Source organism: Streptohalobacillus salinus (assembly GCF_003201605.1).
Taxonomy (GTDB): domain Bacteria; phylum Bacillota; class Bacilli; order Bacillales; family Amphibacillaceae; genus Streptohalobacillus; species Streptohalobacillus salinus.
Map to the genome: position 1 here is coordinate 174,586 of NZ_QJJR01000001.1, position 14,059 is coordinate 188,644.

Here is a 14,059-nt window from a genome sequence, read left to right on the forward strand (position 1 = left end):
AGGAATAGATGTTTTATAAAAAAACTACGAAATTAAAAGGAGACTAAATTATTATGCCATACATTACAGACGTATATGCACGCGAAGTCATGGACTCACGTGGTAACCCAACAGTAGAAGTAGAAGTTTACACAGAATCAGGTGCGTTTGGTCGCGCTCTAGTACCAAGTGGTGCTTCAACAGGTGAATATGAAGCAGTAGAATTACGTGACGATGACAAAGATCGTTTCATGGGTAAAGGTGTACTTAAAGCAGTACAAAACGTAAACGAAGTTATCGCACCTGAATTATTAGGTTTCGATGTAACACGTCAAGTTGTTATTGACAAAATGCTTATCGATTTAGACGGTACGCCAAACAAAGCTAAATTTGGTGCTAACGCAATCCTTGGTGTATCTATGGCTGTTGCACATGCTGCTGCTGATCACTTAGGTATGCCGTTATACACTTACTTAGGCGGATTTAACGCAACTGTACTTCCAACACCAATGATGAACATCTTAAATGGTGGCGAGCACGCAGATAACAACGTAGATATTCAAGAATTTATGGTTATGCCAGTTGGCGCGCCTACTTTCAAAGAAGCTTTACGTATGGGTGCTGAAATCTTCCATAACTTGAAGAAAGTACTTTCTTCAAAAGGTTACAACACTGCTGTTGGTGATGAAGGTGGATTCGCTCCAAACCTTAAATCAAATGAAGAAGCACTTGCAACAATTATTGAAGCAATTGAAGCAGCTGGTTACAAGCCAGGTGAAGAAGTTAAACTTGCAATGGACGTTGCTGCTTCTGAAATCTACGAAGATGGTAAATACAACCTTAAAGGCGAAGGCGTTGTTCGTACGTCTGCAGAAATGGTTGACTGGTACGAGGAAATGGTTTCTAAATACCCAATCATCTCAATTGAAGATGGCCTTGACGAAAACGACTGGGATGGTTTCAAATTACTTACTGATCGCTTAGGCGACAAAGTTCAATTAGTAGGTGATGATTTATTCGTTACAAACACTGAGAAATTAGCAGAAGGTATCGAAAAAGGCATTGGTAACTCAATCTTAGTTAAAGTTAACCAAATTGGTACATTAACTGAAACATTTGAAGCAATCGAAATGGCTAAACAAGCGGGTTATACTGCAGTTATTTCACACCGTTCAGGTGAAACTGAAGATACTACAATTGCTGACATTGCTGTTGCAACAAATGCTGGACAAATTAAAACAGGTGCACCTTCACGTACTGACCGTGTTGCTAAATACAACCAATTATTACGTATTGAAGATGAACTAGTAGAAACAGCTAAATATGCTGGTACGAAAGCATTCTACAACTTAAACAAATAATATATTTGTGAATATGAAAAAGCTTCATCCCTCGGGATGAAGCTTTTTTTCATTATTAAATGTTCTTTACAGCAGCTAGGAAGCGAGTGAATGCTAAAAAAACAGGTTTAGTCGATAGGCATTTAAAGGTATAGGAAAGGTGTAAATAGATATTTAGAAAGGGGACGATTAAACATGTTTGCTTTTAAATATAAACGCGAAGGCGCCTATACAGAAGAGAGAAAAGAGAGGACGGAGCATCTACCAATTGAAGAAGCACCGGTTCCAGATCTGCTTATTTTTCCATTAGCCATGCATATTGGTAAACCAGCGGAGGCGATTGTTGAAGTTGGCGACAAGGTAAAAATGGGGCAATTAATTGGAAAAAAAGATGGCTTTATTTCAGCTAACATACACAGCTCGGTCTCAGGTAAGGTAACAGACATTAAAGAGGCAGCGACGATGCATGGAATCGGCACCTGTATATTTATTGAGAACGATCATAAAGACACACCAGCGGCACCGCTTTTTCAAGGTGAAGCCCCAACAGACAAACAGGCACGGATCAAGCTGATCGAGGATGCCGGCATTGTCGGAATGGGTGGCGCAACCTTTCCAACCAACGTTAAATTATCTCCACCACCAGGAAAAACCATCGATACCCTCATCATTAACGGAGCAGAATGTGAGGCATATTCAACATCTGACCACCGGGTGATGATTGAATATGCGGATGAACTTGTTAAAGGCATTCAAATCTTACTTGACCTCTATCCTATTAAATATACCTATGTAGCGATTGAATCGAATGTTCATGATAGCATTGAAGCGTTAGAAGCAGCAATTGGCGACGATAGCCGCATCAAAATTAAAGAACTTGAAACAATCTATCCCCAAGGTGCAGAAAAACGACTCATTAAAAATTTGGTTGATCGTGAAGTGCCGTCTGGAGGGTTACCCGCAGATGTTCATGCACTCGTGTCCAATGTCTCGACGATTCGACAAGTGTATCAAACGATCGCGTACGGCACACCATTAATGTCACGGGTAACGACCTTAACAGGTGAACCGGTAAAGAATCCGAAGAATCTTTTAGTGAGAATTGGGACACCCATACAAACCTTAATTGATGCTTGTGATGGTTTCCAAAGTAAACCAGGAAAGATGCTCCACGGTGGGCCAATGATGGGTAAACCCATTAATTCCGGTCAAATTCCAATCACAAAAGGCTCAACAATCATTACGTTCTTGCCAAAAGAAGAAGTGGTTGCCGACGAGCGGACGCCTTGTATAAAATGCGCGGAGTGCTTAAATGTCTGCCCGGTGAGTTTGCAACCGATTCTGATTAGTAACGCATATGAACAAGGTGATATAGACGAAGCAGAGCGATTAGGTGCAATGGATTGTATTGATTGTGGAAACTGTTCCTTTATTTGTCCGTCCAATATTCCTTTGCTTGAAAATATTCGTAAAGCTAAAGGTGAAATTAAAGCACGAAAGGAGAATAAGTGATGAAACTTAACACAGCGGAATTATCGACGACAGCTTCACCGCATTTATTCTCTAGACGTAAAAGCGATTGGATTATGCAACAAGTGATCATTGCCTTGGTATTTCCGACCATTGCGGCGACCTATTTCTTTGGTTTTCGTGTCCTCTTAATGGTTCTTGTCGGTGTTGTATCGAGTGTTTTCTTTGAATATGCGTACCAAAAATATCGTAACATACCCAGCACGATTAGTGATTATAGTGCCGTTGTAACGGGGATGCTGATTGGGCTCAGTTTACCAGTCACTGCCCCGCTGTGGACGATAGTCATCGGGACAGCCTTCGCTATTTTGATTATTAAACAATTACCGGGTGGGATTGGTCGAAACGCTCTGAATCCAGCCGTTGCTGCTCGGGTTATGTTAAAGGTATTCTTTACCCCTTGGATAACGGATTGGGTTACACCTGGGGCTGATGCAGTGTCGACAGCAACCCCACTGGAATACATCGGTCACTTTAGTAAATCCGTTTCGGCAGAGGTACCCAATTTGATGCAATTGTTTTTTGGCTTTGAGCTAGGGGGAAATGTTGGGGAGACGTCTAAGTTTGCCATTATATTAGGGCTTATCTATTTAGTTGTGAGAGGCATTATTAATTTCAAAATCCCGTTATTGTATGTAGTAACGGTCGCAGTGGTCACTGGATTGTATAGTAGCTTTGATTTGACCTATATGATGACCCATGTCTTAAGCGGGACGCTAATTTTTGCTGCTACCTACATGGCAACTGATTATTCATCAGGGCCATTAACCCCTGATGGCAAGACGCTATTTGCGATCGGACTAGGTGTACTAACAGCTCTCTTTAGAATTCTTTTCAATTTCCCGGGTGGTGTTGGGTTTGCTATTCTTATTATGAACGCTTTAACCCCTGTGATTGACCGTTATTTAGCGCCGAGGATATATGGGCATAAAAAGCGGCCGAAAGTGCTGAAGACGACTTAAAACGGCTATGAAGCCAAGTTAACAACTAAAAAAGACTCATTATCGCGGCAGCGATAATGAGTCTTTAACTATTCGTTAATAACTATTGGTTTGTTTTTGAGCGAACAAATGCTTCAACTTCGTCAGCAGTACCCATGCTTAAGATTTCATCTTTGTAAGAAGCCATCTCTTCACGCGATAAATCTTTAATTTGTGTACGGGCCGGAAGAATTGAAGTAGCACTCATACTAAATTCATCTAAGCCGAAGCCAAGTAAGATTGGAATCGCGATGGAATCGCCAGCCATCTCACCACACATACCTGCCCATTTACCTTCAGCGTGAGCTGCTTCAATCACATTGTTCACGAGGGTAAGAATAGCTGGGTGATACGGTTGGTATAAGTATGAAACTTGTTCATTCATACGGTCTGCAGCCATCGTGTATTGGATTAAATCATTGGTACCAATACTAAAGAAGTCAACTTCTTTTGCGAACTGACGTGCAATCACCGCTGTTGAAGGAATCTCAACCATGATTCCGATTTCAATATCGTCTGAGACATCGACACCTTCACCTTTAAGGTTTGCTTTTTCTTCAAGGAGTAGTGCTTTTGCTTGACGGAATTCATCCAATGTCGCAATCATTGGGAACATGATTTTAAGGTTACCGTAAACGCTTGCGCGCAGAAGGGCACGAAGCTGTGTACGGAAAATATCATCACGTTCTAGACATAAGCGAATGGCACGGAACCCTAGGAATGGATTCATTTCTTTCGGTAAATCAAGGTAGCTTAATTCTTTATCGCCACCGATATCTAACGTACGGACAACGACAGGCTTATCACCCATTTGATCCAAGACTGATTTATACGCTTCAAATTGCTCATCTTCAGTCGGGAAATCGCTGTTACCCATGTACAAGAATTCTGTACGATAAAGGCCAACCCCTTCACCACCATTATTTAATACACCTTCGACATCGTTCGGTGTACCAATGTTAGCGACAAGTTCAACGTGGGTGTTGTCTTTTGATAAGGTTGGTTCATTTTTAAGTTTTGCCCAAATTTCTTTTTGTTTCTCAAAGTCAACTTGTTTTTGTTTGTATGTTGCTAATTGCTCTTCAGTCGGGTTAATGATAACTTCACCATCCATACCATCGACCACAACAATATCGCCATCTTTAACATCTTCAGTGACTGTTTTTGTACCAACAACCGCTGGGATTTCAAGAGAGCGTGCCATAATTGCTGAGTGTGATGTACGTCCACCAATGTTGGTGGTGAACCCTTTGACGAACTGTTTGTTTAACTGTGCAGTGTCTGAAGGGGTTAAATCTTCAGCGATGATCACTACTTCTTCATCAATAAGCGCAGGATCTGGGAAAGTAACTTGTAACAAGTGGGCCATCACACGTTTCGTTACGTCCTGAATATCAGCGGCGCGTTCACGCATGTATTCATTGTCCATCGCTTTGAACATATTAATAAACATTGTTGCAACTTCATCAAGCGCTGCTTCAGCGTTTACGTTTTCATTTTTGATTTTGTCTTCCATCGGTGTAATCAGTTCAGGATCACTTAACACAAGTAAATGTGCTGAGAAAATCTCTGCATGTTCATCACCAAGGGAACGACGTGCGTTCTCTTTAATGATTTCTAATTCTTTTTTTGAAACCGCAAGAGCGTCGTCTAAGCGCTTTACTTCTTTGTCGACATCGTCAACTTTCTTCGTCTCAAAAGAAAGATTGGGTGCTTCAAGGGTGTAAGCTTTAGCAATCGCGACACCATTAGATGCCGCGATTCCGTTTAATATAGTCATTGACTAATTATTCTCCGAGTCCTGTTTCTTTAACAGTTTCGTAGATTGCATCGATTGCTTCGTTTTCATCAGAACCTTCAGCTACGATTTTAATTTCAGCATCCTTAGGGATACCTAGAGACATAACACCCATAATTGATTTTAAGTTTACTGACTTACCGTTGTACTCGACAGTAACGTCTGAAGCGAAGTTACCTGCTTTGTTTACAAGCACTGTTGCTGGACGTGCGTGTACACCTGTTGAATCCGTAATTGTTATTGTTTTTTCAGCTGCCATGAAAAAAACCTCCTAGTAATATTAGTTTATTTATATTTAGTATACCATAACTTTCATTTTAATGGTTAACACCACTAAATATCAAGCTTTAAGACTTAAAAAAAAGAGAAACTTAACGTTTTATTTTTCCGCATCGTAACGGAAGAAATGAAAGAATGGTCAAAAACACTAGTACCATACCATGAACACGTTCGTTTGTAAATAAATAATTTAAGCGTTTCGCGCGTTATAAAGTGGTCTCTACTACATCAATCTTAGGAAGAAGCGCTTCCACATCTTTTTTTGTGGCAAGGTCATGACTAAAGGCGGTAGCACTGCCTGAAGCAACAGCTAAACGGAAGCACTCATCATTGGAAAGCCCTTGTTCAATACCGGCTAAAAAGCCAGCAACCGTCGAATCTCCAGCACCTACAGTGTTGAGGACGTCACCAACAGGTGCTTTCGCTGTATATGCCACGTCATCGTGTAAATAGACCGCTCCAGCGCCACCCATTGAAATCAGCACGTGAGTTATGCCTTCATTTAATAATTTTTTCCCATAAGTAATCGCCTCAGCGGATGATGAAATCGTTGTATCATACAATTCCGCAAGTTCATGATGGTTCGGTTTGACTAAGAATAAAGGCGAACCAATCATTGCTTTTAATGCTTCTGATGAAGTATCAAGAACAATCTTTACGTCGTGCTGATTGGCGGTTTTCACCATGGTTTTATAGAAATCATCGGGTAATGCTTTAGCTAAGCTACCGGCTAACACGAGTGTATCATGGTCGGTGAGTTGCTCGATTTGATCAAGTAATTGTTGTTTATTTCGGTCACTAATGACGGGACCTGGGCCATTAATTTCAGTTTCATCCGCTGCTTTTAACTTTAAATTGATCCGCGTGGTACCGTCTACCTCAATAAAGTCCGTTTTAATTGCTTCACTTTCTAGGGCATCTTTGATGAAGCTTCCGGTGAAGCCCCCGGTAAAGCCTAGGGCAGTCGAAGAAATACCGAGTGTTTTTAAAAGGCGTGAAACATTAATGCCTTTACCACCAGGGAAATAGTGAGGATTCTCACCACGGTTTAAGCCTCCAGCTGTAAAGTGATCAAGATGAAGAATATAATCGATTGACGGGTTTAATGTACACGTATAAATCATGATTTAGCCACCTTTACTGTTGTTTGTTTTTCTAATCGCGTGCGCATGGATTTCGATAACTTATCAACAATGAATGTTGCTTCATTAAGTGTAGCGATTTGATAACTGCTTTTTGTGTTAAGTTTTGTTTCATCCGCTAGAATGAAGCGCCGTTTTCCTTGTAATAATGCTTTATGTTTAATTTCTGCTTCTTCAGGATCGGGTGTAGAGTAACCGAACCGTTCATCAATTGCATTGGTTCCAATAAAACTTGCATCAAAGTGATACGCATTAAGTTGTTTTAAAGCAACTGTACCAACAATCGCTCCAGTCTTGTGTTTCACTTGTCCACCAATCAGGTAGGTTCTTATTTGGTAGCGTTCTAACTCGGGCAAATGCATTAAGCCATTTGTGATGACCGTAATGTTGCGATCTTTTAAATAAGGGATCATCGCATGCGTTGTGGTTCCTGCATCTAAGTAGATAACATCAAAGTCGTTAAGCTGATCAGCTGCAACCTGTGCGATTTTTTGTTTTTCTCGGGTTTGTTGCCCGACTTTCTCTTGATAACTAGGTTCTGCATGTGTATCATTGATGCGCATGGCACCGCCATGAACACGCTTTAATAAATCCTTTTTTTCAAGCTCACTTAAGTCACGGCGAATGGTTGATTCTGAAGCATCCATGAGATTGACTAATTCTTGAATGGTAACCGATGCTTGCTTGTGCAACTGCTCAATAATTAAGGCATGGCGTTTAGCTGTTAACATAGATGATGCCTCCTTCTACCAGTCATGATGTTTACTCTTTAAGTGTACGCTTAATCCGTCAAAAAATCAATCAAAATCATCCAAAAACAATCATAAAGTCGAATAATCGATCAATTTCTCGAAGGGATGATGAAACCGTTTTAATAGTTTGGCTGGATCATAAAAATAAACTTGCGTAAAACCATCTCCCTATGCTACATTAATGATAGTGTCTTTTAAGATGTCGGTTAGATAAGATTGATAAAGTTCGTTTAGGAGGTGTCGGCAACGATGGAAGCTGTTGCGATTACATTAATTATTATTTCAGCACTTGTTCTTATTGGACTTGTAGTGATGCAGTCTGGTAAAGGAGAAGGCTTATCTGGGGCAATCTCAGGTGGGGCAGAACAACTCTTTGGCAAGAAAAAAGCGCGTGGGGTTGATGCAGTATTACAAAAAGCTACAATTATTGCCGCGGTTGTTTTCTTTGCGTTAACATTTGCGGTTGCTTATATTCTTTAATGAAAAGACTTCTTCATTTTTTCTATGAAGAAGTCTTTTTTCCATTTATAGGGTAGCCATTGGTCAAAAGAGATGCAGGTTTATGAATGTTTTGATAAACTATTAATAGATGAGAAGCTCCCTAATGCGGATACGCATGGCTGAATCAATGACGAACGCAGTGAAATAAAAAGAGAAGTTAACCGTCTGAAAAGGTAGGTTTCTAAGGAGAGGGCGATCGAAATGAAAATTAAAGAACCTGAACCATTTATGTTTAAAGGTGGAGAAAGAGCGGTATTATTATTACATGGGTTTACCGGTCATAGCGCCGATATGCGCATGCTCGGTCGATTCTTAGAGAAAAAAGGCTATACGGCTCATGGTCCGATTTACCGTGGGCATGGTAAAGCCCCTGAAGCCTTACTTGAAGGTTCAAAAGCGTTATGGTATGAAGATGTCCTGCAAGCGTATCAATCCCTTAAAGATCAAGGGTATCAAAAAATTGCGGTTTTAGGCTTATCTTTAGGCGGTGTCTTATCGCTAAAGTTGTCAATAAATAAACCAGTTGTTGGGGTTTCAACAATGTGCTCACCAATGTTTTTTGATAATGATTACCAAATGACGAAAGGGTTTCGTTATTTTGCGACAGAGTATAAAAAACACGAAGGGAAATCACAAGTGGCTGCTGAAGAGGAAGCGGATCAACTGGTGGAGGATGCGAAGCCTTTGTTTCAGGATCTAAACCAGTTGATTGAAGAAGTGAATCAGTCACTTGACCATATTTATACACCAACGCTTGTGATTCAAGCGCGAGATGATCGTATGATCAATACAAAGAGTGCTAACTATATTTACGACCATGTTGAATCTGATCAAAAATCGATCAAGTGGTATGAAGAAGCGGGTCACGCGATCACGCTTGGTCCGAAACGCGAAGCAGTCCATGAAGATGTCTATCAGTTTTTGGAAAGCTTGGATTGGGACAACTAAAATGACGATAAATTATGTTAACAGATGACGTTAACGTGGAAGAAGGTGAAGGTATGCAAGATCAATTAATGAAAGATATTATGACGTTAATGAAAGATGAAGCACAAAAACCACTGTCTGTTGAGGAGTTAAAAACAGCCTTATTTAAGGAAGCTTTATCAAGTGATGAGTTAAAAGATTTAATGAAGGCCCTTAACACGTTAGAAGCAGAGGGTGAGTTATTGTTCACTCGCAAAAACAAGTATGTCTTACCAGAACGTGTCGGCCTCCTCAAAGGGCGTGTGCAAATGCACAAAAAAGGGTTTGCCTTTTTAATTCCTGAAGATGAAGAAACGAAAGATTTGTACATTCACCCAGATGACTTAAATGGGGCGATGAATAATGATATCGTATTGGTACGTGCTTTAACTGAGTCAAGTGATCCTGGTGTACGGGTTGAAGGTGCGGTTGAGAAAGTGCTTGAACGAAACAGTACACGGATCATTGGTAATTATCTCGATAAGGGTAACTTTGGTTTTGTTGTTGCTGATGATAAGCGCATTCCTAATGATATCTTTATAAAAAAAGAGGATAGTATGGGCGCGGTGGAAGGCCATAAAGTCATTGTCCATGTCAAACAATTTCCAGAAGGCCAAAAATCTGCAGAAGGGGAAATAGTCGAAATTCTCGGTCATAAAAATGACCCCGGTATGGATATCATTTCAATCATTCATAAACATGACATTACGGTTGATTTCCCTAAAGACGTTTTAAAACAAGCAGAAGAAACGAAAGACACGATTGACGAGACAGATATAAAAGGGCGGAAAGACTTACGTCAAGAACAAATCATCACCATTGATGGTGCCGATGCGAAAGACTTAGATGATGCTGTACGTGTCAAAAAACTTGATAATGGTAACTACTTATTGGGCGTTTACATTGCTGATGTGTCTTACTATGTCACCGAAGGTTCACCAATTGATGACGAGGCATATAGTCGCGGAACCAGTGTTTATTTAGTCGATCGCGTTATCCCAATGATTCCACACCGGTTATCAAACGGGATTTGTTCACTCAATCCAGGCGTGGACCGTTTAACACTCGGTTGTGAAATGGAAATTGATCAACAAGGCCAAGTAATCAAACATGATATTTTTGAATCGGTGATTAATACCGATGCACGCATGACCTATAAAGAAGTGAATCAAGTACTTGTAGAAAAAGATGAAGCGTTAAGGGAACAATTTGCACCACTTGTACCGATGTTTGAGATGATGGAGAATTTAGCAGCAGTTTTACGTGAAAAGCGTTTTGAACGTGGTGCGATCGATTTTGACTTTAAAGAAGCTAAAGTGATTGTTGATGATGCAGGTCATGCCGTTGATGTTGCGCTTCGTGAGCGTTCCGTTTCTGAGCGATTAATTGAAGAGTTTATGTTGGCAGCTAACGAGACGATTGCCGAACACTTCCACTGGATGGATGTGCCCTTTATCCACCGGATTCACGAAGATCCGGATGAAGAGAAATTACAAAAGTTTTTCGAGTTCATTGGTCAATTTGGCTACAGTGTGAAAGGGACAGCCAATGATATTCACCCCCAAGCTTTACAACAGGTGATTGATCAAGTAAAAGGTGAACAAGAAGAGATGATTATCTCTAAATTAATGTTGCGTTCAATGAAACAAGCGAAGTATGACCCGAAAAGTGTCGGTCACTTTGGTTTGGCTACTGATTTCTATACCCATTTCACTTCGCCAATTCGTCGATATCCAGATTTAATTGTTCATCGTCTGATTCGGACGTATTTGATTAATAATAAATTAGATGGCAAGACACAAAGTAAGTGGAAAGAAAAACTTCCGGAAATCGCTAAGCATACTTCGGAACGTGAGCGTGTCGCTGTAGATGCTGAACGTGAGACCGATGATTTGAAAAAAGCAGAGTATATGCAAGATAAGATCGGAGAAGAGTTTGAAGGTGTCATCAGTTCTGTGACAAGCTTTGGTTTGTTTGTCGAATTAGACAATACCGTCGAAGGCTTGGTGCATGTCAGCGACCTGACCGATGATTATTATAATTACGACGAAAAGAGCTATGCAATGATTGGTGAACGAACCGGAAATGTCTTCCGAATTGGTGATATGATTACGATTCGTGTCCAAGCAGTTAATTTAGAAGAACAAGCGGTTGACTTTGAGATTGTGGGTATGAAAAAGCCAACACGTAAACGACCAGAACGCAAAGGTTCAAAACCGCCGAAGAAAAAGTTAGATACGCAATCAAAAATGAAACAAAAAGCAAAAGAGAAGAAAACGAAGAAAAAAGGCCGCGCCGCTCCACCGAAAGCGGCAAGTAAAAAAAATAAAAAGAAAAAATAAGCGTTTAAACCACCAGTCCTCTTAACTAGAAGGAGCTGGTGGTTGTTTTTTGTGGAAGTGAGCAGTCAGCTATAATTGCAGCTACTGTAACGTTGACCTGTTCTGTTTTAATCAGCGTATCAAAAGTTATAGAGAGCTTTTAGATCTTTCGCTATCATCGGACATAGCCTAACTAAAGCAGTGATCCGTATGAAGCAGTGTGAAAATAAAAAGCCTTCAGTATTTTCCGCTTGAACTAAATGTTGCTGTCAGTTGCACACACTACTTGGCAATGAATCGTAGGATGGGAAAAACAGCGTCCATTAAACAATCGCGGATCCGACTGAATAATGGACGGTCGTCATCAGACTTAACGAAAGGCTTATTTATTTTTCAGCGAATAGCCGTGTAATTCCCAAGGGTCTTCGATTCGAAAAGCAGACAGATTAGGTATTGATTGGTACTGTTGAATGGTAAAGTCAAACCACGGGAGACGATCAGATTCATCACCAAGGTAATGTTGGACGGTATCAATGAGCCCAGGCACGGTGAAGAGATCGTCATAAGGGTACCGCACATGTGCGAGTTTTTCGCCTTTATAATCATTTTCAATCATTAAATAGCGATCGAGTACGGGATGCTTAAAAATCCGCATTGAAGCTAATTTCCAATCAGGAAGAAGGGATTGATGATAAGGAAACGGATAGTAAGCTTCATAAGGAAACGCTGCAAGATTCAGGGTGGATAAGTGATTACGAACGTGCGTTTTTTCTTTTTGCAGCGAAACTTCACGCCACACCGATCCGATTGCCCCACCACTTGTTTTTAGGTTGAGACAAACAAAACTATGAAAGGTTTCAATGTAGGAAAAGTTGAGCTTTTCAAGTAACCGTTTCGCGGGAAGATTACTTGCTTGGGTGTAGCCGCCAAGAAATTGAATGTCGGTCTGTTTTTTTAAGTGGTCAACGATATGGATGAGTAATCGGGTCGGATAACCATTGTTACGTAATGTGCGTTCACTTCTAAGTCGACCAAGCATCACATTCCCACCAGGGAAATGGGTATAACCGGTCACGGCGGCCAAGGTGTCCTCAACAAATATACCGAATAAGTAATTGTTCGGTGGGGTAACGAGTCGCTCAAAAACAGTCAGCATGTAGTCATCTGCGATCCCAGTATCCATTTGTTGATATATCGTATAGTCAGATAAGTTAAGTGGGCGAATGATTTCCATAGATAGCTCCTTTAATAAATATAATGAAATGATCGGCTGTGTCATATTATCGCACGGTCTGAAAACGGTTGTCTAGTCTTTTTGAAGCGGAAAATAATTGTGTTTCGTAGTGAGTCTTGTTAAAATGTAAGAACGAAGAAAAAGAAGGTGAAGGTAATGCCAAAAGGATCAGGCAAAGTAATCGCACAAAATAAAAAAGCAAATCATGAGTATTTTATTGAAGAAACGATGGAAGCAGGTATTGTTTTACAAGGGACAGAAATTAAATCGATACGTAATGGTCGAGTTAATATGAAAGATAGTTTTGCTCGGGTAGAACGGGGAGAAGTCTTGCTCTATAACATGCATGTGTCGCCATATGAACAAGGAAACATTCATAATCACGAACCGACCCGAACGCGGAAATTATTGTTGCATAAGCGCCAAATCAACAAATTAGTGGGCCAAACGCAACAGGAAGGTTATGCACTAGTACCAATTAAATTGTATTTAAAAGATGGCTATGCGAAATTGTTACTTGGTTTAGGACGCGGAAAGAAGAAATATGATAAACGTGAAGACTTAAAACAAAAACAAGCAAAACGCGACATCGAGCGTGCTGTTAAAGAGCGTTACTAAGTATTTAACTTGAGTTTAGTTTTTTAAAATGGTATATTAGACGTTGTAAGGAAATTTATATGAGGGTTTTACCTATTCCCTTTTCTCGTAAGTTTCTCATTTTATATGGGGACGTTACGGATTCGACAGGGGTAGTTTGAGCTCAGGTTGCATGTCGAGGTTACGGCTCGTAAAACGTTACCCGCCAATAATAACTGGCAAACAAAACAATTTCTCTTTAGCAGCTGCATAAGCAGTTACTAAAGGATCCTGCCCAGCATCGCCCATGTGCCGGGATTTTGGGTCTCAACTTAAGTGGGATACGCTAGCATCCACCGTCTGCGGACTGCTAGAAGAGCCTAATCAGACTAGTGACGAGGAGGCCTGTTGGTTGGCATAATCGCTCACGAATTTAAATGAACCAGCTACACATGTAGACGCTTGAGTGCCGATATCTCTGGACGTGGGTTCGACTCCCACCGTCTCCACCAATATGCTTATAAGCATTGGTATGACTGGCTTTATATTTTTTTGTTACACTTTTACATAAAATCATTTATTTCAATGATTTTAACAGATTTAAAGTCATCTTCTCTTTGGGAGGTGGCTTTTTTTGGTTGCATACTGCGGCTTTTCGTCA

At 40.5% G+C, this 14,059-nt stretch carries 12 protein-coding genes and 1 other RNA gene; 8 read left to right on the top strand and 5 right to left on the bottom strand.

The window, feature by feature from the left end:
• Positions 1-53: 53 nt before the first annotated feature.
• The 3 genes from eno to DES38_RS00780 all read left to right on the top strand — a co-directional run bounded on the left by eno (position 54) and on the right by DES38_RS00780 (position 3,811).
• Positions 54-1,340, top strand: coding sequence for a phosphopyruvate hydratase (gene eno / locus DES38_RS00770; RefSeq protein WP_110250171.1), 1,287 nt, complete (start codon positions 54-56; stop codon positions 1,338-1,340).
• 174 nt (positions 1,341-1,514) lie between these two features.
• The gene (rsxC, locus tag DES38_RS00775; protein ID WP_110250172.1) at positions 1,515-2,831 is read left to right on the top strand and encodes an electron transport complex subunit RsxC; all 1,317 of its coding nucleotides are present in this window, start codon (positions 1,515-1,517) and stop codon (positions 2,829-2,831) included.
• Positions 2,831-3,811, top strand: a complete 981-nt coding sequence (locus DES38_RS00780) for an RnfABCDGE type electron transport complex subunit D (RefSeq protein ID WP_110250173.1) — start codon at positions 2,831-2,833, stop codon at positions 3,809-3,811. Before rsxC ends, DES38_RS00780 begins: the two co-directional genes overlap by 1 nt.
• An 82-nt stretch (positions 3,812-3,893) precedes the next feature.
• Here the strand turns inward: DES38_RS00780 and ptsP are convergent, their stop codons facing one another.
• The 4 genes from ptsP to DES38_RS00800 form a co-directional block, all read right to left on the bottom strand.
• Positions 3,894-5,609, bottom strand: a complete 1,716-nt coding sequence (gene ptsP, locus DES38_RS00785; protein WP_110250174.1) for a phosphoenolpyruvate--protein phosphotransferase — start codon at positions 5,607-5,609, stop codon at positions 3,894-3,896.
• 7 nt (positions 5,610-5,616) lie between these two features.
• Positions 5,617-5,886 carry a phosphocarrier protein HPr gene (locus DES38_RS00790; RefSeq protein WP_110250175.1) on the bottom strand — a complete coding sequence of 90 codons (270 nt, stop codon included), beginning with the start codon at positions 5,884-5,886 and terminating at the stop codon, positions 5,617-5,619.
• 226 nt (positions 5,887-6,112) lie between these two features.
• The gene (pfkB, locus tag DES38_RS00795) at positions 6,113-7,030 is read right to left on the bottom strand and encodes a 1-phosphofructokinase (protein WP_110250176.1); all 918 of its coding nucleotides are present in this window, start codon (positions 7,028-7,030) and stop codon (positions 6,113-6,115) included.
• Positions 7,027-7,779: a DeoR/GlpR family DNA-binding transcription regulator gene (locus tag DES38_RS00800; protein ID WP_110250177.1), complete on the bottom strand. Its 753-nt coding sequence runs from the start codon at positions 7,777-7,779 to the stop codon at positions 7,027-7,029. The genes pfkB and DES38_RS00800 overlap by 4 nt, the downstream gene beginning before the upstream one ends.
• A 270-nt stretch (positions 7,780-8,049) precedes the next feature.
• Between DES38_RS00800 and secG the strand changes: the two genes are divergently transcribed.
• The 3 genes from secG (at position 8,050) to rnr (ending at position 11,609) form a co-directional block, all read left to right on the top strand.
• Positions 8,050-8,280, top strand: a complete 231-nt coding sequence (gene secG, locus DES38_RS00805) for a preprotein translocase subunit SecG (protein WP_110250178.1) — start codon at positions 8,050-8,052, stop codon at positions 8,278-8,280.
• A gap of 222 nt (positions 8,281-8,502) precedes the next feature.
• A complete protein-coding gene (locus DES38_RS00810) occupies positions 8,503-9,249 on the top strand; it encodes an alpha/beta hydrolase (protein ID WP_110250179.1) in 747 nt (248 codons plus the stop codon).
• Between the two features lie 53 nt (positions 9,250-9,302).
• Entirely contained in the window at positions 9,303-11,609 is a 2,307-nt protein-coding gene (rnr, locus tag DES38_RS00815) for a ribonuclease R (protein WP_110250308.1), read from the top strand.
• A 361-nt stretch (positions 11,610-11,970) separates the two neighbouring features.
• Here rnr and DES38_RS00820 read toward each other — a convergent pair whose 3' ends face one another.
• Positions 11,971-12,822, bottom strand: coding sequence for a GNAT family N-acetyltransferase (locus DES38_RS00820; RefSeq protein ID WP_170114284.1), 852 nt, complete (start codon positions 12,820-12,822; stop codon positions 11,971-11,973).
• A 156-nt stretch (positions 12,823-12,978) separates the two neighbouring features.
• Between DES38_RS00820 and smpB the strand changes: the two genes are divergently transcribed.
• A complete protein-coding gene (gene smpB / locus DES38_RS00825; RefSeq protein WP_110250181.1) occupies positions 12,979-13,440 on the top strand; it encodes an SsrA-binding protein SmpB in 462 nt (153 codons plus the stop codon).
• Between the two features lie 107 nt (positions 13,441-13,547).
• Positions 13,548-13,910: a transfer-messenger RNA gene (gene ssrA / locus DES38_RS00830) on the top strand.
• Positions 13,911-14,059: the final 149 nt, after the last annotated feature.